Source organism: Leclercia adecarboxylata (genome assembly GCF_023639785.1).
Taxonomy (GTDB): Bacteria; Pseudomonadota; Gammaproteobacteria; order Enterobacterales; family Enterobacteriaceae; genus Enterobacter; species Enterobacter adecarboxylatus_D.
Window position 1 is genome coordinate 420,203 of the sequence record NZ_CP098325.1, and the last position, 22,334, is coordinate 442,536.

Below are 22,334 nucleotides of genomic sequence, written 5' to 3' on the forward strand. Positions count from 1 at the left end.
GAAATGTCATTACCTATGTTGCAGGTTGCCCTGGATAACCAGACTCTGGCCCACGCTTACGAAACGACGCGTCTCATCGCCGAAGAGGTGGACATCATTGAAGTGGGCACCATCCTGTGTGTCGGCGAGGGGGTGCGCGCCGTCCGCGACCTGAAAGCCCTCTATCCGCATAAAATTGTGCTGGCCGACGCCAAAATTGCCGATGCGGGCAAAATTCTGTCGCGGATGTGCTTCGAAGCTAACGCGGACTGGGTCACGGTGATCTGCTGCGCGGATATCAACACCGCCAAAGGCGCGCTGGAAGTGGCAAAAGAGTTTAACGGCGACGTGCAGATCGAACTCACCGGCTTCTGGACCTGGGAGCAGGCTGAGGAGTGGCGCGCCGCAGGCATTCAGCAGGTTGTCTATCACCGCAGCCGCGATGCACAGGCCGCGGGCGTCGCCTGGGGCGAGGCGGATATCAGCGCCGTTAAGCGCCTGGCGGATATGGGCTTTAAGGTCACGGTTACCGGCGGGCTGGCACTGGAGGATTTACCGCTGTTCGCCGGTATTCCGATTCACGTCTTTATTGCCGGTCGCAGCATTCGCGATGCCGCCTCGCCGGTGGAAGCCGCGCGACAGTTTAAACGTTCCATCGCCCAGCTGTGGCGATAAGGAGCGGCTATGTTAAGCAAACAGGTGCCGCTTGGCATTTATGAAAAGGCGCTCCCCTCGGGGGAGTGCTGGCTCGAACGGCTGAAACTGGCGCAGTCGCTGGGATTCGATTTCATCGAAATGTCGGTGGATGAGACGGACGAACGCCTCGCCCGCCTCGACTGGAGCCGCGAACAGCGCCTGGCTCTGGTGAACGCCGTCGCCGACACCGGCGTGCGTGTGCCCTCGATGTGCCTGAGCGCCCACCGCCGCTTTCCACTCGGCAGTGAAGATGACGCCGTGCGGGCGCAGGGGCTTGAGATCATGCGTAAAGCGATTCGCTTTGCCCAGGATGTGGGGATCCGCGTCATCCAGCTGGCCGGTTATGACGTTTACTACCAGGAAGCCAATGACGAAACGCGGCGTCGTTTCCGTGATGGGCTGAAAGAGAGCGTTGAGATGGCCAGCCGTGCGCAGGTCACGCTGGCGATGGAAATCATGGATTACCCGCTGATGAACTCTATCAGCAAGGCGCTGGGGTATGCCCACTATCTGAATAATCCGTGGTTCCAGCTCTATCCCGATATCGGCAATCTTTCGGCGTGGGATAACGATGTGCAGATGGAACTGCAGGCGGGCATCGGCCATATCGTGGCGGTCCATGTGAAAGATACCCGTCCGGGCGTCTTTAAAAACGTGCCGTTTGGCAGCGGGATAGTCGATTTTGAACGCTGCTTCCGGACGCTAAAACAGAGCGGCTATTGTGGGCCTTATCTGATCGAGATGTGGAGCGAAACCTCAGACGATCCGGTTCGCGAAGTGGCGCAGGCGCGCGACTGGGTGCTGGAACGTATGGCGCGAGCCGGGCTCGGAGAGGATCATCATGAAGCAGCTTAAGCAGCAGGTATTTGAGGCAAACATGGATTTGCCGCGTTACGGTCTGGTCACTTTCACCTGGGGCAACGTCAGCGCCATCGATCGCGTGCGTGGGCTGGTGGCGATCAAACCCAGCGGTGTCGCCTACGAGACCCTGCGTGTCGATGACATCGTGGTGGTGGATCTCAGCGGCAACGTGGTAGAGGGGCAATGGCGCCCTTCGTCTGATACCGCAACCCATCTGGCGCTGTACCGGCGTTACCCCTCCCTTGGCGGGGTGGTGCATACCCACTCGACCCATGCGACCGCCTGGGCACAGGCAGGTCTGGCGATCCCCGCGCTCGGCACGACCCATGCTGACTACTTTTTCGGTGATATTCCCTGCACCAGGGCCTTAACCGAAGCAGAAGTGCAGGGGGAGTACGAGCTCAACACCGGCAAGGTGATCATTGAAACGCTGGGTGAGGGTGAACCGCTACACAGGCCGGGGATTGTGGTCTATCAACATGGCCCCTTTGCCTGGGGAAGTGATGCTCACGACGCCGTGCACAATGCCGTAGTCATGGAAGAGGTGGCGAAAATGGCGTGGATAGCCCGCGGCATTAATCCGCACCTGAAGCCTGTCGACAGCTATCTGATGAACAAACATTTCATGCGCAAGCATGGCGCCAATGCTTATTACGGGCAGAAGTAAAAGAAGAAAAAAAGCCCCCGGGCAGGGGGCTAATGAGACTATGACAATTTTTTCGTTGTTGGCTTTCCTGGTGCTAGCGTCAAAGCGTTACCGATAGATATCTGCGCTGACGTGCATATTGCCGTTGCTGCCCGGTTCACGGGTGAGCATGACGTGATAGTAGCGGGCATCCCGCGCATCGGCTTCTGCATGAATAGCTTCAGTCGCTTCACTTTCCGTGGCGAAATTATGGTTGATATAAATGACGCCCAGACTTTGCACATCATCCATATTTCTGGCCTGTCGGCCGTCAACCTGAATGGCTGCAGTCGCGTTTGCACTCAGCAAAAGCGCAGCCAGAAGGGCAAAAGTGATTTTTTTCATGATATGCGCTCCACAGCAAACTACGGTGCGACGATATTCACGGCTGTCTTATTTTCTGAGACAGGGTCTGATTAAAGTTTAAGCATGAATCTCACAGGCTATGGCGACCATTTCTGATGCTGTTGTTCAAAAAAACGCCGCGATCGCCCGTGAGCAATGGTAAATCACCCACTTAGACCCGCTTTGCGCTTTGTGCGAATTATTTGCGCAATCAGCTTGAGTTTCCTGGGGGGCGCAAGTATTATGACGCGTCAATTTTTCAGCCGACCTTTAACACGTTCCTTGCCTCCCCGGGCCTCGGCTGACCCAGACAGGAGGCTGAATAATCCGTAAGGAGCAATTCGATGCGTCATTACGAAATCGTTTTTATGGTCCATCCTGACCAGAGCGAACAGGTTCCGGGTATGATCGAGCGCTACACTGGTGCAATTACTGCAGCAGAAGGCACGATCCACCGTCTGGAAGACTGGGGCCGTCGTCAGCTGGCTTATCCGATCAACAAACTGCACAAAGCTCACTACGTTCTGCTGAACGTTGAAGCTCCGCAGGAAGCGATCGATGAGCTGGAAACTAACTTCCGCTTCAACGATGCCGTTATCCGCAGCATGGTTATGCGTACCAAAAACGCAGTGACCGAAGCATCTCCGATGGTTAAAGCGAAAGACGAGCGCCGTGAGCGTCGCGATGATTTCGCAAACGAAACCGCAGATGATTCTGATGCTGGGGATTCTGAAGAGTAATTTCTGATGACCAACCGTCTGGTGTTGTCCGGTACCGTGTGCAGGACCCCACTTCGCAAGGTCAGCCCATCAGGAATTCCTCACTGCCAGTTCGTGCTTGAGCATCGTTCAGTGCAGGAGGAAGCCGGGTTTCACCGGCAGGCGTGGTGCCAAATGCCCGTTATTATTAGCGGACACGAAAACCAGGCCATTACTCACAGTATAACGGTCGGTAGCGCAGTAACGGTTCAGGGGTTCATCTCTTGCCACAAGGCAAAGAACGGCCTGAGCAAACTTGTTCTGCATGCCGAGCAGATTGATTTGATAGATTCTGGAGACTAGCCAAATGGCACGTTATTTCCGTCGTCGCAAGTTCTGCCGTTTCACCGCGGAAGGCGTTCAAGAGATCGACTATAAAGATATCGCAACGCTGAAAAACTACATCACCGAAAGCGGTAAGATTGTCCCAAGCCGTATCACCGGTACTCGTGCAAAATACCAGCGTCAGCTGGCTCGCGCTATCAAACGCGCTCGCTACCTGTCTCTGCTGCCGTACACTGATCGTCATCAGTAATCGGGCACGGTCCATTAATACGACTTTAAGAGGATAAGGTAATGCAAGTTATTCTGCTTGATAAAGTAGCAAACCTGGGCAGCCTGGGTGATCAGGTAAACGTTAAAGCGGGCTACGCTCGTAACTTCCTGGTTCCACAGGGTAAAGCTGTTCCTGCTACCAAGAAAAACGTAGAGTTTTTCGAAGCACGTCGTGCTGAACTGGAAGCCAAACTGGCTGACGTTCTGGCGGCTGCTAACGCTCGCGCTGAGAAAATCAACGCACTGGGCACCGTTACCATCGCGTCTAAATCTGGCGACGAAGGTAAACTGTTCGGTTCCATCGGTACCCGCGACATCGCTGACGCTGTAACTGCAGCTGGCGTTGACGTTGCTAAGAGCGAAGTTCGTCTGCCGAACGGCGTTCTGCGTACTACCGGTGAGCACGAAGTGGACTTCCAGGTTCACAGCGAAGTATTCGCGAAACTGGTTGTTAACGTTGTTGCTGAGTAAGTAATTACTCTTCACCACGTCGAAGCGCCGGCCTTGTGCCGGCGTTTTGCTTTTTAACGCGACCGGCTCCCCCTCTTTGTGACTTGTATGGTGGCTATTCCTTGCGCATTCCCGGATAATAAAATGAAACGACATTTTAACTTTGGGATTTGTCATGGACACCGCTCTGCCTGCACCGCTTTTCTCTCGTAAAAACATCGTCTTCGCCAGCGCGACGCTGTGCTGCCTGTTATGGGGTAGCTCTTATCCCGCAATCAAGAGTGGCTACGAACTCTTTCAGATCGCCGCTAACGACATTCCATCAAAAGTGGTGTTTGCCGGTTATCGCTTTGTTTTTGCAGGCCTGCTGTTGCTGCTGTTTGCCCTGGCTCAACGCAAGCCAATTGGTCGCCTCAGCCCGCGACAGTTTGGGCAGCTGACGGTTCTTGGCCTGACGCAGACGGCCATTCAGTACACCTTCTTTTATATCGGCCTTGCCTACACCACGGGTGCTAAAGGCTCGATCATGAACGCGACCGCCACCTTCTTCAGCGTTATGCTGGCTCACTTCATCTATCAGAACGACAGGATCAGCTACAACAAGGCCCTCGGTTGTATCCTCGGTTTTGCCGGGGTGATGATCGTGAACTTTAACAGCGGCTTGCAGGACTTCCACTTTGTCTGGAACGGGGACGGTTTTGTGGTGCTGGCGGCGTTTATCCTCTCTGCCGCCACGCTCTACGGTAAGCGTATTTCTCAGACGGTGGACCCGATGGTGATGACCGGCTGGCAGCTGGCGATAGGCGGGGTGATGCTGGTGGTGGGGGGCTATATCACGGGCGGGACGCTGGCAGTCCCCAGCGTTAAGGCGGCAGCTATCCTGGGTTATCTGACCCTGCTCTCCTCGGTGGCGTTTGCCCTGTGGAGTTTGCTGCTGAAACACAACCGCGTCAGCATGATCGCCCCGTTCAACTTTTTAGTGCCGGTCGCCGGAACGGTACTCTCTGCCATTTTCCTGGGGGAGAACATCCTGGAGATCAAATATGCCGTGGCGCTGGTGCTGGTCTGCTCAGGGATCTGGTGGGTCAATAAAGAGAGTGGAAAACAGGCCCGGTAAGCATTACCCCACCGGGCGAACTGCTATTTGGCGCGGATAAAGCTGCCGTCAGACTGACGGGTAAACAGCACCTGCTGGCCATTGCCGATGTCAATGGTCAGCCCTGTTACCACGCCGCTCGCATTCTGGCGGATCTGCACCATCTGGCCGTTTTGCAGGTTGCTCAACGGCTTGCCCGCCCCTTCAACCTGCGCCATTGCATAAACATCAGTCGGCGGCAGGTTATGATCGCGGAACAGCTGCGCCAGCGTTTTCCCCGGCTCTACCCGATAGGTCCGCCACTGCTGCTCAATACCGGGAGGGGTCTGCTGGGACTGGGCAGGCGCGGCGGCCTGCTCCTGAGGTTGATCCTCCTGAATCGGCTCCGGCTCAACAGGAGCGACCTGGTCGGGATCGTTAGAGGGTGCCACCAGCTGCGTCTGCATCGGCTGTGCATCAGGCTGCGGTTGCGTCTGCGAACGGAAATCCAGTTCGGCATCGCGGCGAACCGGCGCCGTCGTGCTGTCGTCTGCCCCTGGCAGCAGAAAACCGACAATCACCATCAGCGCACCAATAATAATGCCTCTGCGGTGCAGGGGCGGCAGCGGGTCCATGATGCGAAAGTTGTCTGGCGCATGCCAGATTTTCGTCAGGGTAGGTTTTAGTTCAAATGGCCCGGGCATGGCTCTCCTCCTGCTCCGCGTCTTTTTTCCTGTCCCGAGAAGTATAGTTTGCTAACTGCCTGATGAGCGTAACAAAGCCGGCTTCCGTGACACGCATTCGGGAAAAATCCAGATAGTCTCTATTGTTTCCGTTTCGTCGCAATTTGTCATCTTTCCATAAGACAAAGTTTTACCGGATGGAAGGTGGCTGTTATGCTGCCCGCTACTTTAAATTTGATGGAAGGAAATCCCATGACCACCCCGACTTTTGACACAATCGAAGCGCAAGCAAGCTACGGCATTGGTTTGCAGGTAGGACAGCAGCTGAGCGAATCAGGTCTGCAGGGTCTGTTACCTGAAGCGCTGGTGGCGGGTATCGCCGATGCGCTGGAAGGTAAACAACCGGCGGTTCCGGTAGATGTGGTTCACCGCGCGCTGCGTGAAATTCACGAACGTGCAGACGCTGTGCGTCGCGCCCGTTTCGAAGAGATGGCTGCGGCAGGCGAGAAATTCCTCGAAGAGAACCGTGAGCGTGAAGGCGTGAACAGCACCGAAACCGGCCTGCAGTTCCGCGTCTTGACTCAGGGTGAAGGCCCAATTCCGGCGCGTACCGACCATGTTCGCGTGCACTACACCGGTAAACTGATCGACGGTACTGTGTTCGACAGCTCCGTTGCCCGCGGCGAACCGGCAGAATTCCCGGTAAACGGCGTGATCCCAGGCTGGATCGAAGCCCTGACCCTGATGCCGGTCGGCTCTAAATGGGAACTGACTATCCCGCAGAACCTGGCCTACGGCGAGCGTGGCGCTGGCGCGTCGATTCCGCCATTCAGCACCCTGGTCTTCGAAGTTGAGCTGCTGGAAATCCTGTAAGCGACCTGCCTTCTTCCTCTCCCCAAACGGGGAGAGGAAATCAGTTTAAAAACCTATAGTTACGCGCCAATCAACAGATTATCTTGCAAAAGGTCACAGTAAGTGTATTTTTGTGAGCTGTTTTACATGGCTTAAGTGACATGACACTAAGTTTCAACAAGTTGTTAACATAATATTTAAATCACAGTATTCATCCCGCCGATTCTTACCTAATATCGATGAGTCCTTAAACGGGGCCATCGCTTTTCGACGTAATAAAGGGCCAGAAGAGCCTAAACAACACAGGCAGTAACAACAGGAAAACATCACATGGTAGATCAGGTAAAAGTCGTTGCCGACGAAGAGGCACCGTCTGAACAGTCGCTACGGCGCAATCTCTCAAACCGTCATATTCAGCTTATCGCCATCGGCGGTGCTATCGGCACCGGGCTGTTTATGGGGTCAGGCAAAACCATCAGTCTTGCCGGTCCGTCGATCATTTTTGTCTATATGATCATCGGCTTCATGCTCTTTTTCGTGATGCGTGCAATGGGCGAGTTGCTGCTCTCGAATCTCGAATACAAATCCTTCAGCGACTTTGCCTCCGACCTGCTCGGGCCCTGGGCAGGCTATTTCACCGGCTGGACCTACTGGTTCTGTTGGGTGGTTACCGGCATGGCCGACGTTGTCGCCATTACGGCCTATGCGCAGTTCTGGTTCCCGGGGCTGTCAGACTGGGTAGCATCGCTGGCGGTCATCGTCCTGCTGTTGAGCCTTAACCTTGCTACCGTGAAAATGTTCGGTGAGATGGAGTTCTGGTTCGCGATGATCAAAATCGTCGCCATTGTTGGCCTGATCGTGGTCGGCCTGGTGATGGTGATGACGCACTTCACCTCTCCGGGCGGCGTGCAGGCTTCGTTTACCCATCTGTGGGATGACGGCGGTTGGTTCCCGAAAGGGCTGAGCGGATTCTTTGCTGGCTTCCAGATTGCGGTCTTTGCTTTCGTGGGGATTGAGCTGGTAGGCACCACTGCCGCTGAAACCAAAGATCCTGAGAAATCTCTGCCACGGGCGATAAACTCCATTCCCGTGCGTATCATCATGTTTTACGTCTTTGCGCTGATCATCATTATGTCGGTCACGCCGTGGAGCTCCGTCGTACCGAGCAAGAGCCCGTTCGTTGAGCTGTTTGTGCTGGTCGGGCTGCCTGCTGCGGCGAGCCTGATTAACTTCGTGGTACTGACCTCTGCGGCCTCGTCGGCTAACAGCGGCGTATTCTCCACCAGCCGTATGCTGTTTGGTCTGGCTCAGGAAGGCGTGGCGCCGTCCGCGTTTGCGAAGCTCTCTAAGCGTGCGGTACCGGCGAAAGGGCTGACCTTCTCCTGTATCTGCCTGCTGGGCGGGGTGGTGATGCTCTACGTGAACCCGAGCGTGATTGGTGCGTTCACCATGATCACTACCGTCTCTGCGATCCTGTTCATGTTCGTCTGGACCATTATCCTGTGCTCGTACCTGGTGTACCGCAAACAGCGTCCGCATCTGCATGAAAAATCGATCTACAAGATGCCGCTGGGCAAGCTGATGTGCTGGGTCTGTATGGCGTTCTTCGTGTTCGTGCTGGTCCTGCTGACGCTGGAAGAGGATACCCGCCAGGCGCTGATCGTCACGCCGCTGTGGTTTATCGCGCTGGGGCTGGGCTGGCTGTTTATCGGTAAGAAACGGATGGCAGGCGTAAGATAAAAGCAAAACGGCAACTTCGGTTGCCGTTTTTTATGTTTTCTCCCTCTCCCTGAGGGTGTACAGTCCGGGGACATGGTAAACAGGTGTTCGGGGACATGGTGAACACTTTTTAACATCCTTTACCCATGGTGATCGACTTTTTCTTCAGGTCGATCACCCCCACTTCCCTGAACGCCTTGCCCGCACTCAGGCTGACCCCCTTCACGCTCAGCTTCCCGCTGACATCCACCTTCCTGATCATCACGCCCCCGTCATATTCCGGCGGCGTTATATGGCCTCTGTACTGCCGCGCGGACGGCTGATACCGCGAGGCCGGAACCGCCATATCCAGCCCCTCATGCGGGCGCTCAAGGTTATAGACCGTCCGCCAGTGGTCAAAGGCGCGCTGCAGCTCGCCCTCGCTCGCAAACCACTTCCCCTGCAGGACTTCCGCCTTCAGGCTGCGGTGAAAGCGCTCCAGCTTGCCCTGCGTCTGGGGATGGTAAGGCCGGGAGTGGCCCACCCGGATACCCTGGCGCATCAGCCACAGCTCAAGCGCCGTCCAGGTGCCGGTGGTGTCGCCCCACGGTGAGCCGTTATCCATCGTCATCCGGTCCGGCAGGCCGTAGCGCTCAAACACCCTGACCAGCTGCTGCTGCACGGTCTCGCGCCGCTCATCGGGGCAGTGCATCAGGCACAGGGAAAACCGGGAGTGGTCGTCCAGCAGGGTCAGCGGGTGACAGCGGCCGCCGCCGAAGGGGAAATGCCCCTTGAAATCCATCTGCCAGAGCCGGTTCGGTGCGTCGTGTTCGAAGCGTCCCGTGGCGGGAATACCCGGTGAAGTACCCGGCAGCAGACCGTGGCGGGCCATCAGGCTGTGGACGGTACTGAAGGCGGGCATGCGGTGCCCCTGGTCTTCGAGCCAGCGCTTTATCTTGCGTGCACCCCAGCGTTCATGACGGGCATGGGCCATCCGCAGCAGGTCAGCGATGTCGTCTGATGAACGGTTCGGGGAGTGGTGAGGCGTGCGGGAGCGGTCCTGAAGACCAGGCAGACCGTCCTCAGCCCAGCGGCGGAGCCACTTGTAGCCGGTGGCAGGTGAGATGCCGTAGTGACGGCACAGTGCGCGGATGTTCGCCCCGTCCTGCGAGGCGAACAGTACAAACTCAGTACGTAATGACATGGTATCTCTCGCATCCCACGGCATAAGCGACTCCATAAACGGGTTCTTATGCTTCAGTTGTAAGTGTCTACCATGTCCCCGAACAAGTGTTCATGATGTCCCCGGACCGTACAGAGGGAGAGGGCCGGGGTGAGGGCATCAGGCCGCAGCGGCCTTTTTATTCCCCGGCCAATGCCCGCGGGAACAGCACGTTATTCTCCAGGCTGATGTGCTCCATCAGGTCGTCGATCATCTCGTTAATCCCGTTATACATCGCGCGCCAGGTGGTGCAGGCATCCGCAGGCGGGGTCACGTTATGGGTGATGTGCTTAATGACCTCGACCAGCTCACCGGCGTCGTCATGCTCGCTTTCCATCACGCTGACAGGCCCCGTCGCCTGGCTACCCATCCCCTGTTTGATCATCGGGAACAGGATCTGCTCTTCCTTCATCATGTGGCTGGAGAGCTCTTCATGCAGCATGGTCAGGTGTTTCGCCAGGCCGCGCGGCACAGACGCCTTCTCCGCATGCACGCGCTCAACTTTGGTGGCCTGCAGGATCAGCTCCGGCAGCTGTTCGCGGTGGCGGTCATGGAACCGCACGATGATGTGGTCGATGATCTCTGCCAGCGCCACGCTGCGCCAGTCTTTTTCCAGCGGCTGCTCGGCCAGTTTTGCCAGTTCAGCTTCGATGAGGTCCAGATCCAGCGCCTTGCGCGACGCCGCCCGCGCCAGGGTTTGCTTACCGCCGCAGCAGTAATCCATATCGTATTTACGAAACAGCGCAGACGCGCGTGGGATGGAGAGCGCCAGCTCGCCTAAAGGTTGGTCGCGGAAGGCCATAGTCGTTACCTCAATGTTAGTTTATAAGATGCATTTTAAATGCATCTTTAAGGCAAGGCTATAACCCTTTATAGGCAGGGGTAAAAAAGCGAAGCAGATCACAAAAAAAAGCTGATTTAACTCTATGAATGAATTTAAAAAACGAGTTTAGAAACTTTTTAAAGGCTCTGAGACGGTAAACAACCCGCTAAGCCTGCCGATAGATACAGGTCAGACAATACCTGCATATAAAAAAGGCAACGCATGTTTAAACGTATAAAAGTGATAACCCTTCTGGTTTCGGTGCTGCTGGCGCTCGGGATCATGCAACTGATCTCCGCCGGCATTTTCATCAAGGCGCTAAATAACGACAAAGAGAACTTCACCGTTTCTCAGGTTTCCAGCCAGAATGTGGCCGAATTCACCGACGCGTGGATCAGCCTTAACCAGGCGCGCGTCACCCTGAACCGCGGCATGCTGCGCCTGCAAAGCAGTATGGCTTCGCAGATCAACGGTGGGCAGTTGAACGAGCTGGTCAACACGGCGAAAAATCTGCTGGCTGACGCCCAGTCCCATTACGACAAATACTACGCGCTGCCGGAAACGCCGGGCCTGGATGAAAAGCTCTCCAGCCAGCTGGAAGAGCAGTACCGCATCTACTCGGCCACCCTGACCCAGATGAACCTCCTGCTCTCCCAGGGCAATCTCGAAGATATGTTTAAGCAGAACGCCGAGCAGAAGCAGACCGCAATGCAGAAAGTCTATCGTGAATGGCGCCAGGCACAGGCTGCCCTTACCGATAAAGGCATTCAGGATAACGAAAGCGACTACAAACGTATCCTGTGGATCCTTTCCGGAATGATGGTTCTGGTGATCGCCGTTATTGTCTCCAGCTGGATCGCCATGCGACGTGTGCTGCTGCTGCCGTTGCAGGAGGTCATCGATCATATCCGTGCAATCGCCGCAGGAGACCTGACGCAGCCTGTCGATGCCCGGGGCAAAAATGAAATGGCGGTGCTGGCGCATAATGTGCATGAGATGCAGAAGGCGCTGGCTAATACCGTGGGCGTGGTCCGCGAGGGCTCTGACACCATTTATACCGGTGCGGGCGAAATCTCCGCAGGCAGCAACGACCTCTCTTCCCGTACCGAGCAGCAGGCGGCCTCTCTGGAAGAGACCGCCGCCAGCATGGAGCAGCTGACCGCGACCGTGAAGCAGAACGCCGATAACGCCCGTCAGGCGTCACGTCTGGCGCTGGATGCCTCCAGCACCGCGAAGAAAGGCGGCAATGTGGTTGAAGGCGTAGTGCGCACCATGGACGAGATCGCCAACAGCTCCAGCAAAATCGCCCAGATCACCAACGTGATCGACGGTATCGCCTTCCAGACCAACATCCTGGCGCTGAACGCAGCGGTCGAGGCGGCGCGTGCCGGAGAGCAGGGACGTGGGTTTGCGGTGGTCGCCGGGGAAGTGCGTACGCTGGCCCAGCGCAGCGCCCAGGCGGCGAAAGAGATCAAAGGCCTGATTGACGACTCTGGTGCGCGCGTGAGCGCCGGGTCCGCGCTGGTACACGAAGCCGGAGAGACGATGGCGGAAATCGTCAGCGCCGTCACCCGCGTGACCGACATCATGGGCGAAATTGCTTCCGCTTCTGATGAACAGAGCCGGGGTATCGATCAGGTCGGCCAGGCGGTGGCCGAGATGGATCGCGTCACCCAGCAGAACGCCTCGCTGGTGGAGGAGTCTGCGGCAGCGGCGGCGGCGCTGGAAGAGCAGGCGGCACGCCTGAACGAAGCGGTGGCGGTGTTTAAGATTACGAAGGGCCAGGCCGCTAAGGCCGCGCCGGTGAAAACCTGGACCGCAAAAGCGAAACCGGTGCAGGCGACCACGGACGCGAACTGGGAAACCTTCTGACAGACGCCGGGTGGCGCTTCGCTTACCCGGCCTACAAAACCTGCCGGGTGGCGCTAACGCTTACCCGGCCTACGAGACCGGAACGACCCTCGGTTTTTCCGGTTTCGCGCTCACCGCAATCACCACACCCACCACCAGCAATATAATCCCCGTGCTGGTCAACAGCGGCGGCAGACTCTGGCGCATCAGGAAGGTATACAGCAGCCCGGCCAGGGTTTCGAAGACAATCAGCGGGCCTAAAATCACCGTCGGCAGTTTCTGGCTGGCGACGTTCCAGCACAGCGCGCCCACCCACGAGCAGCAGACGGCAATCGCCACCATCAGCCCAAGAAAGACCCAGGGGCGCGGCCCCAGCGGCAGCGCAAAATCCGGCTGCTGCATATTCAGCCATGCGCAGGCGGCGATATACCCCACCAGCGAGACTGGCAGCGTCACCAGCGCCTGGGCGGTCGCCCACATCATCGGATGCTTGTCGGGGTTTTCCCGCAGCCAGCGGGCATTATGCAGGGCATACCACGCCCAGCAGACCACTGAAACTGACGCCAGCAGGATACCGGACACATAGCGCCAGCCGCTGCCCCCGGCCACGCCATGGCGCAGCTCGGCGATATTCACGCACACCAGCCCCAGCGCAATGGCAAGCAGGCCAGGGATCATCTTCGACCACGCCAGTTTGCCGTCGCGCTGGCTGTAGAGCAGATTGGCGAACACCGGGATCACCACCGGCAGCGTGCCGATAATCATCGTCGAGACGGGGGCGCCGGTACGCTGAATGGCGCTTGCCAGGCAGATGTAATAGATGAGGTTACCCATCATGGTCAGCGACAGCGCGGTCAGCCAGTCCCGGCCTGTAAGCTGGCGTAACCGCGCCCGGCCAAGCCAGGCGATGGGCAGGGCGATCAGCCCCAGCGCCAGATAGCGCCCCATCGACTGCAACGCCGCCGGGTATTCCGGGACGATCAGCGGACCGACAAAAATCAGCCCCCACATTAACCCTGCAAGCAGGGCATACAACACGCCGCTAATCATTTTTCCATCCATCTTAGTTGAACCTGCTGGCAGTGTAGAAAGGCAAAAGGGGGGCGTATTGTATGAGATTGCGCATTAGCGCTGCGTGACCTGTTTCTGGTAGCGCACGGGGGTGATGCCATACCGACGCGTAAACGCCCGGGTCAGGTGCGACTGGTCGGTCAGGCCCGTCGCAGCGGCCACCTCTGCCGCAGGCAGCCCCTGGGTGAGAAAAGCTTTGGCGCGCCAGAGGCGGATCGCCATCAGCATCTGATGGGGCGTGACGTGAAAATGGGCTTTGAACTGGCGCTGGAAATGGTACGGGCTGAGCGAGACCACCTGCGCCAGCTCATCGAGCGTCAGGGAGTGCATATAGTTGTCGTGCAGATAGTCGCGTACGCGATCAAAACGATGGGCGCCTTCCTGCAGGACAGGCGCATGGCGCGCCAGCGGCTGGAAGGTATCGATCAGATCCAGCAGCAGCCCTTTTTGCGCCAGGGGATCGTCGGTGTGCCACAGGCCGTAGATCAGCTGACAGATCTGCTGCGAACGGCGGGGATCGTGGCGAGTAACGTCGCTGAACCACCAGTGGCGGATCCCCGTCACCTCTTCAAGCAGATCCGGCTCGAGATAGATCATCCGGTAGCGCCAGCCGTCGGCGGTTTCGGCCTCTCCGGTGTGCAGCTCATCAGGATTCATGGTAACGACGGAGTGGACCGGGGCGACGTACTGCGTCCCGCGATAGCGAAAGCGTTCGGCACCGGCTTCAATGGCACCGATCCCGAAGGCCTCGTGGGTATGGGGCTCAAACGCGTAACGGGAGATGTGCGCGTGATACAGTTCGACGCCCGGCACCTGCGCCAGATGGCGGAAGCGCGCGCTGTCTCTCTCATCAATGAACTGTTCCGGTACGCCTTGCACGGTGAGCCTCCTCGCGGGTCAGACTGTTATTATCAGAGATGACCCGCAGGGATGCCACACTAATTAACCAGCTTTTAACAATTACAGGATATGCTTCACGCTCTCCGCCAGCGGAGTGGTCGGGCGCCCCAGGAGCGTGCTCAGGGTGCGGCTATCATCAAACAGGCCGCCTTTCGAGGCCCCCACGTCGGAATCGGCCAGCATATCCGCCAGTCCCGCCGGCAGGCCCACGCTCTTCAGCGCGGCGGCAAAATCGGCTTCGCTCAGGTTCTGATAGACCACATTTTTACCGCTCTGGCGGCTGAGTTCGGCTGCCAGTTCTCCTAATGTCCACGCATGGTCACCCGCCAGCTCATATACTTTACCGGCATGGCCCTCTTCGCTGATGACCCGGGCAGCGGCGGCGGCATAGTCGGCACGGGTGGCGGAGGCGATTTTGCCTTCACTGGCCGCACCGATGAACACGCCGTGCTCCAGCGCAGGCGGGGCGCTGGCGAGATAGTTTTCGGTATACCAGCCGTTACGCAGCAGGGCATAAGGAATGCCCGCGTCTGCCAGAGCCTGTTCGGTGGCGACATGCTCCACGTGCAGGCCCAGCGGCGAGGTATCGGCATGCAGCAGGCTGGTATAAACGATGAATTTCACCCCCGCCGTCTTCGCCGCGTTAATAACGTTCTGATGCTGCGGGGCGCGCTGGCCCACTTCGCTGGAGGAGATCAGCAGCAGTTTATCTACGCCTGCAAGCGCACGGGTGAGGGCGGCCTGGTCGGTGTAATCGGCCTGACGCACGGTCACGCCCTGCTGGCTCAGCGCCTCAGCCCTGGCCGGGTTACGTACAATGGCGACCAGCTGGCTGGCCGGAACGGTGTTCAGCAGTTGTTCAATAACGAGTTGGCCAAGCTGGCCGGTAGCGCCGGTGATTGCGATCATAATGAATATCCTTCGTATCGGGTGACTGTTGTGGCACACTATCACTCAAACTAACTTTTAGTAAGTACGTACAAAAAGGTAAGTATCAAATGACGAATCGGACCCTCAGCGAGCAGATGCGCGACGGCAATCTGTTTGCCGAGCAGTGCCCCTCCCGGGATGTGCTCAAACATGTGACCAGCCGCTGGGGCGTGCTTATTCTGGTGGCCCTGCGTCAGGGAACGCATCGCTTCAGCGATCTGCGCCGCAAAATGGGCGGGGTGAGCGAGAAGATGCTGGCCCAGTCGCTGCAGGCGCTGGAGCAGGACGGCTTTATCAATCGCGTGTCGTTTCCGGTGGTGCCCCCGCACGTGGAGTACAGCCTGACCCCGCTGGGGGAAGAGGTGAGCGAGAAGGTGGCGGCGCTGGCCGACTGGATCGAGCTGAATTTGCCGCAGGTGATGGGTAACCGGGATGAGCGGGCGGCATGATGCCATGCCTCCCGGTTTTGCAGGCCCGGCAAGCGCAGGCCGCCGGGCATTGTGCGGTCTGATTGCCGGGTGGCGGCTTCACCTTACCCGGCCTGCAAAAACGCACTTGCTACTATTTGCTCAAATCTAACTGGTAAATCGCAAATCCGATCTCATCGGTGGCCACCTGCTGCATTGGATACTGCGCTTTCTCTTTGATAAACGCCGCCGCTTTTTCCGTTGGCGCGGTCTCAAAGCGAACATCCAGCTTCACGTCGCTGTGGATGGGCGCCAGACGCCAGTTGTTGTCCGCTGCCGGATGGATTTCGCCACGCTTCTTCGACTGCTCGCCAATCCACGCCGCCAGCACCGAGCGGTTCTCATCCGGGGAGGCGAAGGCGATATGGCTGTCGCCGGTACCGGCAAACTTCCCGCCATAGGCGCGGTAGTTATTGGTCGCCACCAGGAAGGTCGCTTTTGGATCGATCGGCTTGCCGTTAAAGGTCAGGTTCTTGATGCGTTCGGCCTGGGCATTTACCACCTGGCACTCGCCGTCGTATTTCGCCGGCTGCGACACGTCAATCTGATACTCCACGCCGTCGATCACATCGAAGTTATAGGTGCGGAAGCCGTCCCAGTTAATCAGCGACTGCGGTTTGGTGCTGTTGGTATCGATCTGGTTAAACTGCCCGGCTGAACACTCCAGCCACTCCTTCACCTCTTGCCCCGTGGCTTTGACCACCACCAGGGTATTCGGATAAAGATAGAGATCGGCGGCGTTACGGAAGGTCAGCTGGCCTTTCTCGACTTCGACATAGCTGGCCGGATCGTTTTTACGCCCACCCACTTTAAACGGCGCGGCGGCGGAGAGCACCGGCAGCTTCGCCAGGTCCGGATCGCCCTGGATATATTTCTCCACGTAGGCTTTCTGCGCCATATTCACTACCTGCACGGTAGGATCGTCCTGCACCAGCGACAGATAGCTGTACATGTTGTCGGCGGATTTGCCGATCGGTTTGCTGACAAACTCGCGGGTCGCGTCGTGATCGTGCTTCAGCACCTCGACGATCTTTTGATCCTCGCCCACCAGCGCTTTTTTGGCGGCCAGATCGTAAATCGGCCGGGCTTCGGCCTTCGACTGCGTGACCTGCCATTTACCGCCATCATTATTCAGCACCAGATCCACCACCCCAAGGTGATCCCCCCACATGCCCGGCATTACCGCAGGCACGCCGTTCAGGGTCCCTTTGGCAATGTCGGCTCCCTTGATGCTGGCGAAATCTTTGCCCGGGAACACCGCATGGGCGTGGCCGAAGAGAATGGCATCCACTCCTTTTACTTCGCTGAGGTAGTAGACCGAGTTTTCGGCCATCGCCTGGTACGGATCGGCAGAGAGGCCAGAGTGGGCCACCACTACCACCAGGTCGGCGCCTTTCTCGCGCATCTCCGGCACATACTTGCGGGCGGTTTCGGTAATGTCGTTGACCGTCACTTTGCCGCTCAGGTTGGCCTTATCCCAGGTCATGATCTGCGGCGGGACAAAACCGATATAGCCAATCTTCAGGGTCTGTGATTTCCCATCCTGATCCACAACGGCGGTCTCTTTGATCAGATAAGGCGTGAACAGTGGCTTATTGGTCTTAACGTCGATGATATTGGCGTTAACGTACGGGAATTTAGCCCCGGACAACGCCATATGCAGATAGTCCAGCCCGTAGTTAAACTCGTGGTTACCGAGGTTGCCCACGGCGTAATCCAGGGTGTTCAGCGCCTTGTAAACCGGATGCACATCGCCCTTTTTCAGACCCTTCGCCGCCATATAATCGCCAAGCGGACTACCCTGAATTAAGTCGCCGTTATCCACCAGCACGCTGTTTTTCACTTCGCTACGGGCGGCGTTAATCAGGCTGGCGGTGCGCACCAGGCCAAACTTTTCCGTCGGAGCGTCTTTGTAGTAGTCGAAGTCCATCATATTGCTGTGCAGGTCGGTGGTTTCCATTATGCGGAGGTCAACCGTCGCTGCCTGTACGCTCGCTGCAATCAGCGTCGCCAGGAGCGTTGCGCTAAACTTAATCATCAGAGGAGTCCTTTTTTAGATCCAGGCCACAAAAGAATATGTATCTATATTTTTTTGCTTACAGAATTGTGAATCCTGCCAGAAAAAAGAGCCCTGAAACCGGAATTGCTTCACAGATAGCGGATTTATTCACAATGCGATATAAATAAAACAAAGAGTTAAACCCACTGTGTTAACAAAGAGGTGGAGAATGTTAGATAAAATTTGTCAGCTCGCACGGGATGCGGGCGATGCCATTATGCAGGTCTATGATGGCAAGGTCCCAATGGACACGATCCGTAAAATCGACGACTCCCCGGTCACCGCTGCCGACCTCGCGGCACACGGGGTGATCCTGCAGGGGCTGCAGGCATTAACGCCCGACATTCCGGTGCTGTCAGAAGAAGATCCCCAGCCCTGGGATGAGCGCCAGCACTGGCAGCGTTACTGGCTGGTTGATCCCCTGGACGGCACCAAGGAGTTCATCAAACGTAACGGTGAATTCACGGTAAATATTGCCCTGATTGATAAAGGCAAAGCGGTGCTGGGCGTAGTCTATGCCCCGGTGCTGAAGGTGATGTACAGCGCCGCCGAAGGCAAAGCGTGGAAAGAAGAGTGCGGCGTGCGCAAGCAGATCCAGGTGCGTGATGCCCGGCCACCGCTGGTGGTGATCAGCCGTTCGCATTCAGATAACGAGCTTGAGGAGTATCTGCACCAGCTGGGTGAGCACCAGACAACGTCGATTGGCTCATCGCTGAAGTTCTGCCTGGTGGCAGAAGGGCAGGCGCAGCTCTACCCTCGCTTTGGGCCAACCAACGTCTGGGATACGGCGGCAGGCCATGCCGTTGCCGCCGCTGCGGGAGCCCATGTTCACGACTGGCAGGGCAAGCCGCTCGACTATACCCCGCGTGAATCGTTCCTCAATCCGGGCTTCCGGGTCTCGCTTTACTGACCGAGCAGCTTATGCAGCAGGGCAACCACCTGCTGCACCTCTTCCTGGGTCAGGGCGCCATCTTTTGCCCACTGCACGTTACCCTTTTTATCCAGCACGACGACCGCCGAACTCTCTTCTTCCAGCTGCCAGGCGCTACGCGCGGCACCGTTGCTGTCGACAATGAACTGTGACCACGGATAAAGCTTTTTATTGCTCTCGAGACTGCTGCGCACGAACATGCCGGAACCCGGTATCGCGTCATCGGTGTTCACGACGGTAGTGGTCTGATAAGTATCTTTTGGTAAATGTGCCGCCTTGATCGCTTCAATCAGGGTTGCGTTTTTCTCTTTTGCCGATGTGCGACCGGCAATATGTAGCACCACTCGCACTTTGCCCACGAGCTGCGCGCTATTCCAGGTTTTGTAGCTAAACTCATTATTGTCGAGGATCAATTCTCCCCGGTCGGCAATGCCCACCGGCGGCACACGTTGTCCTTTCTCAAAATTATGTGCGGAAGCCATCAGTGGCAGCATCAGGCAGGCAGTTGCCAGGATGTTACGTAAGGTCATGGTGTTTTCCTTTTTGTTTTTAGCAGGTGATCCGACCACTTGGTCTGATGTTTTAATCATAAGTGCGATCGCGGCGCTTTACCCGCAATCCTGGTGCCAGAGTGAGGGGGAACGCACATATCTGCACAAAAACGATGGCTTATACTGCCCGAAAGTTACGATTGCAAAGAATATTCTGATTATTTGTCATCAAAAGGTAAATAAACTTATGCAGACTGGGTATCACCTTTTTTCTCGTCTATAGTCATTGGGCAACAAAATTTGCGCTCCAGAGGGTCGGCCCGATTGTGGTGCCGCAAGAGCGTATGATTCGCAGGAGATAATAGAATGAAAATTTTCCAACGCTACAATCCGCTTCAGGTAGCTAAATACGTAAAAATCCTGTTCCGTGGACGGTTGTATATCAAGGATGTTGGCGCTTTTGAGTTCGATAAGGGCAAAATCCTTGTCCCGAAAGTGAAGGATAAACAGCACTTTTCTGTGATGTCCGAAGTCAACCGTCAGGTTATGCGTCTGCAAACTGAGATGGCTTAACCAACGTGCTATGCAGTAAAAAAACGGCTCCCAAAGGGAGCCGTTGATGTTTCTGGCTTAGGCCGATACGTTCTCTTCGGCGTCGGGTAGTTTCGGTACCAGCACCGTCGGTTTATTGTCGATGCGCGTCACCAGCAGCTGGTCGATGCGGTAGTTGTCGATATCCACCACTTCAAACTTATAGCCCGAGAACTTCACCGAGTCGGTACGTTTCGGGATCTTACGCAGCATGAACATCATAAAGCCGCCAATGGTCTCGTAGTTGCCCGACTGCGGGAACTCGTCGATGTCCAGCACGCGCATGACGTCGTCTATCGGCGTACCGCCGTCCACCAGCCATGAGTTCTCATCGCGCGCCACAATCTGCTCTTCCAGCCCCTGGCCTACCAGATCGCCCATCAGGGTGGTCATCACGTCATTCAGGGTGATGATACCCACTACCAGGGCGTATTCATTCATGATCACCGCGAAGTCTTCCCCGGCGGTTTTGAAACTTTCCAGCGCTTCGGAGAGCGTCAGGGTGTCCGGGACGATCAGGGTATTGCGGATCTGCACGCCGCTGTTCAGCGTCAGGCTCTGGTTCGCCAGCACGCGGTTCAGCAGGTCTTTCGAGTCCACATAGCCGATGATGTGGTCGATATCTTCGTTACACACCAGGAACTTGGAGTGCGGATGTTCCGCCACCTTGGTCTTCAGGCTCTGCTCGTCTTCATGCAGATCGAACCAGATGACGTTTTCACGTCCGGTCATGGATGACGGCACGGTACGGGATTCCAGCTCAAACACGTTCTCGATCAGCTCATGCTCCTGCTTACGCAGCACCCCCGCCAGCGCTCCGGCTTCGAATACCGCATAAACGTCATCAGAGGTGATGTCATCTTTACGCACCATCGGCAGCTTAAACAGGCGGAAAATAGTGTTGGCGAGGCCGTTAAAGAACCACACCAGCGGGCGGAATATGAACAGACAGAAGCGCATCGGGTTGATGATGCGCAAAGCCACAGCTTCTGGCGCAATCATACCGATGCGTTTCGGGGTCAAATCGGCAAACAGAATGAACAGGCCAGTCACCAGCGAGAAGGAGAGAATAAAGCTCAGCTGCTCGGAAAGCTCTGGAGAGAAGTACTTCGAGAAAAGGCTGTGGAGGACGGGCGAGAATGCCGCATCACCCACGATACCACCAAGAATGGCAACCGCGTTGAGGCCAATTTGCACCACGGTGAAGAACATCCCCGGGTTTTCCTGCATTTTCAGGACGCGTTGCGCGTTGAGATCGCCATCATCGGCGAGCAGTTTCAGTTTGATTTTACGGGACGCAGCCAGAGAAATCTCGGAAATTGAGAAAAAAGCACTAACGGCAATCAGGCAAAGTATTACTAAAATACTGTTTAACATAGTTTATCCGGCTTTTAGCCAGAGCCTCGGAAGGGAAGTTAATTACATTTGTGTGAATACACATTGAACACCTGCTCGTAGCGTTGAGCGGGTTATTTCAGCGGCTAGTATAGCGTAAATGTCTGTAAACCCGCCAGAGATCACTTTTTGAGCCGGTTTTGCTCGTAATCAGGCAAAACCGGCTTACTGTTATGCCAGTTGAGGCGGCAGGCAGACACCGATGCCGCCGATACCGCAGTAGCCGTACGGATTTTTATGCAGGTACTGCTGGTGATCGTCTTCGGCATAGTAGAACGGCAGCGCACTGGTGATTTCAGTGGTCACATGGCGATCGTCACCGGCGGCGTGCATCGCCTGCTGGAAACGTGCCAGACTGTCGCGGGCCGCAGCATCCTGCTCTGGCGTGAGCGGATAGATCGCCGAGCGGTACTGGGTACCGTGGTCATTACCCTGACGCATACCCTGCGCCGGGTCGTGGTTTTCCCAGAACACCTGCAGCAGCTGTTCGTAGCTGACGACGTTCGGGTCATACACCACCCGTACCGCCTCGGCATGGCCGGTCTGGCCGGAGCAGACTTCGCGGTAGGTTGGGTTCGGGGTATAACCGCCGGTGTAGCCAGCCGCGGTGCTGTAGACGCCCGGCAGTTGCCAGAACAGGCGCTCAACGCCCCAGAAGCAGCCCATCGCGAACAGGGCGACCGCCATACCGTCCGGGACGTTGGTCATGGAGTGACCGTTAACCGCGTGCAGGGTGGCGACTGGCATAGGGGTGTTACGTCCCGGTAATGCATCCGCCTGAGCAACAAGGTGTTTTTTATCAAATAAACTCACGGTGTGGCCTCCGGGTAGGTGATGTTTGGGTTAAGGTTGTCACGACGCGTTTAATTGAACACAATAAATGCGGTGAATGAGTCTAGATTTAAACATAAGAAATATTAGGTTGTTTAACCATTTTTCAACCCGTCTGTTGGGTTTTGGGCTTTT

25 protein-coding genes are annotated in these 22,334 nt (G+C 56.7%); 14 read left to right on the top strand and 11 right to left on the bottom strand.

Annotation, left to right across the window (positions count from 1 at the left end; translation table 11 throughout):
• Window positions 1-3: 3 nt before the first annotated feature.
• The 3 genes from NB069_RS01980 to NB069_RS01990 are packed head-to-tail and all read left to right on the top strand — an operon-like array spanning window position 4 to window position 2,203.
• Window positions 4-654 carry a 3-keto-L-gulonate-6-phosphate decarboxylase UlaD gene (locus NB069_RS01980; protein ID WP_250587312.1) on the top strand — a complete coding sequence of 217 codons (651 nt, stop codon included), beginning with the start codon at window positions 4-6 and terminating at the stop codon, window positions 652-654.
• A gap of 9 nt (window positions 655-663) precedes the next feature.
• Entirely contained in the window at window positions 664-1,530 is an 867-nt protein-coding gene (locus NB069_RS01985; RefSeq protein WP_250587314.1) for an L-ribulose-5-phosphate 3-epimerase, read from the top strand.
• Window positions 1,517-2,203 (top strand): L-ribulose-5-phosphate 4-epimerase, encoded by a 687-nt coding sequence (locus NB069_RS01990; RefSeq protein WP_250587316.1) that lies wholly within the window; start codon window positions 1,517-1,519, stop codon window positions 2,201-2,203. Before NB069_RS01985 ends, NB069_RS01990 begins: the two co-directional genes overlap by 14 nt.
• 87 nt (window positions 2,204-2,290) lie before the next feature.
• Here the strand turns inward: NB069_RS01990 and yjfY are convergent, their stop codons facing one another.
• Window positions 2,291-2,566: a DUF1471 family protein YjfY gene (gene yjfY / locus NB069_RS01995; RefSeq protein ID WP_250587318.1), complete on the bottom strand. Its 276-nt coding sequence runs from the start codon at window positions 2,564-2,566 to the stop codon at window positions 2,291-2,293.
• A 344-nt stretch (window positions 2,567-2,910) separates the two neighbouring features.
• On the opposite strand from yjfY, the gene rpsF reads away from it, so the two are divergent.
• The 5 genes from rpsF to NB069_RS02020 all read left to right on the top strand — a co-directional run bounded on the left by rpsF (window position 2,911) and on the right by NB069_RS02020 (window position 5,446).
• Complete coding sequence (gene rpsF / locus NB069_RS02000; RefSeq protein ID WP_011915632.1) at window positions 2,911-3,306, top strand: 30S ribosomal protein S6; 396 nt, start codon at window positions 2,911-2,913, stop codon at window positions 3,304-3,306.
• A gap of 6 nt (window positions 3,307-3,312) precedes the next feature.
• Window positions 3,313-3,627, top strand: a complete 315-nt coding sequence (priB, locus tag NB069_RS02005; RefSeq protein ID WP_039028462.1) for a primosomal replication protein N — start codon at window positions 3,313-3,315, stop codon at window positions 3,625-3,627.
• A gap of 4 nt (window positions 3,628-3,631) precedes the next feature.
• A complete protein-coding gene (gene rpsR, locus NB069_RS02010) occupies window positions 3,632-3,859 on the top strand; it encodes a 30S ribosomal protein S18 (RefSeq protein WP_000135199.1) in 228 nt (75 codons plus the stop codon).
• A 41-nt stretch (window positions 3,860-3,900) separates the two neighbouring features.
• Complete coding sequence (gene rplI, locus NB069_RS02015) at window positions 3,901-4,350, top strand: 50S ribosomal protein L9 (RefSeq protein WP_103177988.1); 450 nt, start codon at window positions 3,901-3,903, stop codon at window positions 4,348-4,350.
• A gap of 154 nt (window positions 4,351-4,504) precedes the next feature.
• The gene (locus tag NB069_RS02020; RefSeq protein WP_250587320.1) at window positions 4,505-5,446 is read left to right on the top strand and encodes a DMT family transporter; all 942 of its coding nucleotides are present in this window, start codon (window positions 4,505-4,507) and stop codon (window positions 5,444-5,446) included.
• Between the two features lie 23 nt (window positions 5,447-5,469).
• On the opposite strand, the gene NB069_RS02025 is transcribed toward NB069_RS02020, so the two are convergent.
• Window positions 5,470-6,108, bottom strand: coding sequence for an OapA family protein (locus NB069_RS02025; RefSeq protein ID WP_250587322.1), 639 nt, complete (start codon window positions 6,106-6,108; stop codon window positions 5,470-5,472).
• Window positions 6,109-6,339: 231 nt separating this feature from the next.
• Here NB069_RS02025 and fklB point away from each other — a divergent pair, with 231 nt between their 5' ends.
• Together fklB and cycA are read left to right on the top strand one after the other, a co-directional pair.
• Complete coding sequence (gene fklB / locus NB069_RS02030) at window positions 6,340-6,960, top strand: FKBP-type peptidyl-prolyl cis-trans isomerase (RefSeq protein ID WP_250587324.1); 621 nt, start codon at window positions 6,340-6,342, stop codon at window positions 6,958-6,960.
• Between the two features lie 309 nt (window positions 6,961-7,269).
• Window positions 7,270-8,679, top strand: a complete 1,410-nt coding sequence (cycA, locus tag NB069_RS02035; protein WP_250587325.1) for a D-serine/D-alanine/glycine transporter — start codon at window positions 7,270-7,272, stop codon at window positions 8,677-8,679.
• Window positions 8,680-8,788: 109 nt separating this feature from the next.
• Here cycA and NB069_RS02040 read toward each other — a convergent pair whose 3' ends face one another.
• Entirely contained in the window at window positions 8,789-9,865 is a 1,077-nt protein-coding gene (locus NB069_RS02040) for an IS481 family transposase (RefSeq protein ID WP_434543617.1), read from the bottom strand.
• A 133-nt stretch (window positions 9,866-9,998) separates the two neighbouring features.
• Entirely contained in the window at window positions 9,999-10,661 is a 663-nt protein-coding gene (gene ytfE / locus NB069_RS02045) for an iron-sulfur cluster repair protein YtfE (RefSeq protein ID WP_250587328.1), read from the bottom strand.
• Window positions 10,662-10,904: 243 nt separating this feature from the next.
• Between ytfE and NB069_RS02050 the strand changes: the two genes are divergently transcribed.
• Window positions 10,905-12,554: a methyl-accepting chemotaxis protein gene (locus tag NB069_RS02050; RefSeq protein ID WP_250587330.1), complete on the top strand. Its 1,650-nt coding sequence runs from the start codon at window positions 10,905-10,907 to the stop codon at window positions 12,552-12,554.
• A gap of 69 nt (window positions 12,555-12,623) precedes the next feature.
• Here the strand turns inward: NB069_RS02050 and NB069_RS02055 are convergent, their stop codons facing one another.
• From NB069_RS02055 to NB069_RS02065, 3 genes are all read right to left on the bottom strand, one after another.
• A complete protein-coding gene (locus NB069_RS02055; RefSeq protein ID WP_250589434.1) occupies window positions 12,624-13,583 on the bottom strand; it encodes a DMT family transporter in 960 nt (319 codons plus the stop codon).
• A 75-nt stretch (window positions 13,584-13,658) separates the two neighbouring features.
• Complete coding sequence (locus NB069_RS02060; RefSeq protein WP_250587332.1) at window positions 13,659-14,483, bottom strand: AraC family transcriptional regulator; 825 nt, start codon at window positions 14,481-14,483, stop codon at window positions 13,659-13,661.
• An 81-nt stretch (window positions 14,484-14,564) separates the two neighbouring features.
• Window positions 14,565-15,413: an SDR family oxidoreductase gene (locus NB069_RS02065; protein WP_250587334.1), complete on the bottom strand. Its 849-nt coding sequence runs from the start codon at window positions 15,411-15,413 to the stop codon at window positions 14,565-14,567.
• A gap of 89 nt (window positions 15,414-15,502) precedes the next feature.
• Here NB069_RS02065 and NB069_RS02070 point away from each other — a divergent pair, with 89 nt between their 5' ends.
• On the top strand, window positions 15,503-15,883 hold the full coding sequence (locus NB069_RS02070; protein ID WP_250587336.1) for a winged helix-turn-helix transcriptional regulator: 381 nt from the start codon (window positions 15,503-15,505) through the stop codon (window positions 15,881-15,883).
• A gap of 112 nt (window positions 15,884-15,995) precedes the next feature.
• Here the strand turns inward: NB069_RS02070 and NB069_RS02075 are convergent, their stop codons facing one another.
• Window positions 15,996-17,939 (bottom strand): bifunctional 2',3'-cyclic-nucleotide 2'-phosphodiesterase/3'-nucleotidase, encoded by a 1,944-nt coding sequence (locus NB069_RS02075; RefSeq protein ID WP_250587338.1) that lies wholly within the window; start codon window positions 17,937-17,939, stop codon window positions 15,996-15,998.
• A gap of 190 nt (window positions 17,940-18,129) precedes the next feature.
• Here NB069_RS02075 and cysQ point away from each other — a divergent pair, with 190 nt between their 5' ends.
• Window positions 18,130-18,870, top strand: coding sequence for a 3'(2'),5'-bisphosphate nucleotidase CysQ (gene cysQ / locus NB069_RS02080; protein ID WP_250587340.1), 741 nt, complete (start codon window positions 18,130-18,132; stop codon window positions 18,868-18,870).
• On the opposite strand, the gene NB069_RS02085 is transcribed toward cysQ, so the two are convergent.
• Complete coding sequence (locus NB069_RS02085) at window positions 18,864-19,421, bottom strand: YtfJ family protein (RefSeq protein ID WP_250587342.1); 558 nt, start codon at window positions 19,419-19,421, stop codon at window positions 18,864-18,866. The two genes, cysQ and NB069_RS02085, sit on opposite strands and share 7 nt — an antisense overlap.
• A 327-nt stretch (window positions 19,422-19,748) precedes the next feature.
• On the opposite strand from NB069_RS02085, the gene NB069_RS02090 reads away from it, so the two are divergent.
• A complete protein-coding gene (locus NB069_RS02090; protein ID WP_032616223.1) occupies window positions 19,749-19,955 on the top strand; it encodes a DUF1107 domain-containing protein in 207 nt (68 codons plus the stop codon).
• A 57-nt stretch (window positions 19,956-20,012) separates the two neighbouring features.
• Here the strand turns inward: NB069_RS02090 and NB069_RS02095 are convergent, their stop codons facing one another.
• On the bottom strand, window positions 20,013-21,350 hold the full coding sequence (locus NB069_RS02095) for a hemolysin family protein (protein WP_250587344.1): 1,338 nt from the start codon (window positions 21,348-21,350) through the stop codon (window positions 20,013-20,015).
• 189 nt (window positions 21,351-21,539) lie between these two features.
• On the bottom strand, window positions 21,540-22,181 hold the full coding sequence (msrA, locus tag NB069_RS02100) for a peptide-methionine (S)-S-oxide reductase MsrA (RefSeq protein WP_250587346.1): 642 nt from the start codon (window positions 22,179-22,181) through the stop codon (window positions 21,540-21,542).
• Between the last annotated feature and the right edge of the window lie 153 nt (window positions 22,182-22,334).

What these genes read in the sequence shown, in the direction of transcription:
- priB (WP_039028462.1), top strand. Translation starts at nt 3,313, where the DNA reads ATGACCAACCGTCTGGTGTTGTCCGGTACCGTGTGCAGGACCCCACTT.
- NB069_RS01990 (WP_250587316.1), top strand. Translation starts at nt 1,517, where the DNA reads ATGAAGCAGCTTAAGCAGCAGGTATTTGAGGCAAACATGGATTTGCCG.
- NB069_RS02085 (WP_250587342.1), bottom strand. Translation starts at nt 19,421, where the DNA reads ATGACCTTACGTAACATCCTGGCAACTGCCTGCCTGATGCTGCCACTG.
- NB069_RS02065 (WP_250587334.1), bottom strand. Translation starts at nt 15,413, where the DNA reads ATGATCGCAATCACCGGCGCTACCGGCCAGCTTGGCCAACTCGTTATT.
- rplI (WP_103177988.1), top strand. Translation starts at nt 3,901, where the DNA reads ATGCAAGTTATTCTGCTTGATAAAGTAGCAAACCTGGGCAGCCTGGGT.
- NB069_RS01980 (WP_250587312.1), top strand. Translation starts at nt 4, where the DNA reads ATGTCATTACCTATGTTGCAGGTTGCCCTGGATAACCAGACTCTGGCC.
- cycA (WP_250587325.1), top strand. Translation starts at nt 7,270, where the DNA reads ATGGTAGATCAGGTAAAAGTCGTTGCCGACGAAGAGGCACCGTCTGAA.
- NB069_RS02095 (WP_250587344.1), bottom strand. Translation starts at nt 21,350, where the DNA reads ATGTTAAACAGTATTTTAGTAATACTTTGCCTGATTGCCGTTAGTGCT.
- NB069_RS02090 (WP_032616223.1), top strand. Translation starts at nt 19,749, where the DNA reads ATGAAAATTTTCCAACGCTACAATCCGCTTCAGGTAGCTAAATACGTA.
- yjfY (WP_250587318.1), bottom strand. Translation starts at nt 2,566, where the DNA reads ATGAAAAAAATCACTTTTGCCCTTCTGGCTGCGCTTTTGCTGAGTGCA.
- ytfE (WP_250587328.1), bottom strand. Translation starts at nt 10,661, where the DNA reads ATGGCCTTCCGCGACCAACCTTTAGGCGAGCTGGCGCTCTCCATCCCA.
- NB069_RS02075 (WP_250587338.1), bottom strand. Translation starts at nt 17,939, where the DNA reads ATGATTAAGTTTAGCGCAACGCTCCTGGCGACGCTGATTGCAGCGAGC.
- NB069_RS02070 (WP_250587336.1), top strand. Translation starts at nt 15,503, where the DNA reads ATGACGAATCGGACCCTCAGCGAGCAGATGCGCGACGGCAATCTGTTT.
- rpsR (WP_000135199.1), top strand. Translation starts at nt 3,632, where the DNA reads ATGGCACGTTATTTCCGTCGTCGCAAGTTCTGCCGTTTCACCGCGGAA.
- fklB (WP_250587324.1), top strand. Translation starts at nt 6,340, where the DNA reads ATGACCACCCCGACTTTTGACACAATCGAAGCGCAAGCAAGCTACGGC.
- NB069_RS02020 (WP_250587320.1), top strand. Translation starts at nt 4,505, where the DNA reads ATGGACACCGCTCTGCCTGCACCGCTTTTCTCTCGTAAAAACATCGTC.
- cysQ (WP_250587340.1), top strand. Translation starts at nt 18,130, where the DNA reads ATGTTAGATAAAATTTGTCAGCTCGCACGGGATGCGGGCGATGCCATT.
- NB069_RS02050 (WP_250587330.1), top strand. Translation starts at nt 10,905, where the DNA reads ATGTTTAAACGTATAAAAGTGATAACCCTTCTGGTTTCGGTGCTGCTG.
- rpsF (WP_011915632.1), top strand. Translation starts at nt 2,911, where the DNA reads ATGCGTCATTACGAAATCGTTTTTATGGTCCATCCTGACCAGAGCGAA.
- NB069_RS01985 (WP_250587314.1), top strand. Translation starts at nt 664, where the DNA reads ATGTTAAGCAAACAGGTGCCGCTTGGCATTTATGAAAAGGCGCTCCCC.
- NB069_RS02025 (WP_250587322.1), bottom strand. Translation starts at nt 6,108, where the DNA reads ATGCCCGGGCCATTTGAACTAAAACCTACCCTGACGAAAATCTGGCAT.
- NB069_RS02055 (WP_250589434.1), bottom strand. Translation starts at nt 13,583, where the DNA reads ATGATTAGCGGCGTGTTGTATGCCCTGCTTGCAGGGTTAATGTGGGGG.
- NB069_RS02040 (WP_434543617.1), bottom strand. Translation starts at nt 9,865, where the DNA reads ATGCCGTGGGATGCGAGAGATACCATGTCATTACGTACTGAGTTTGTA.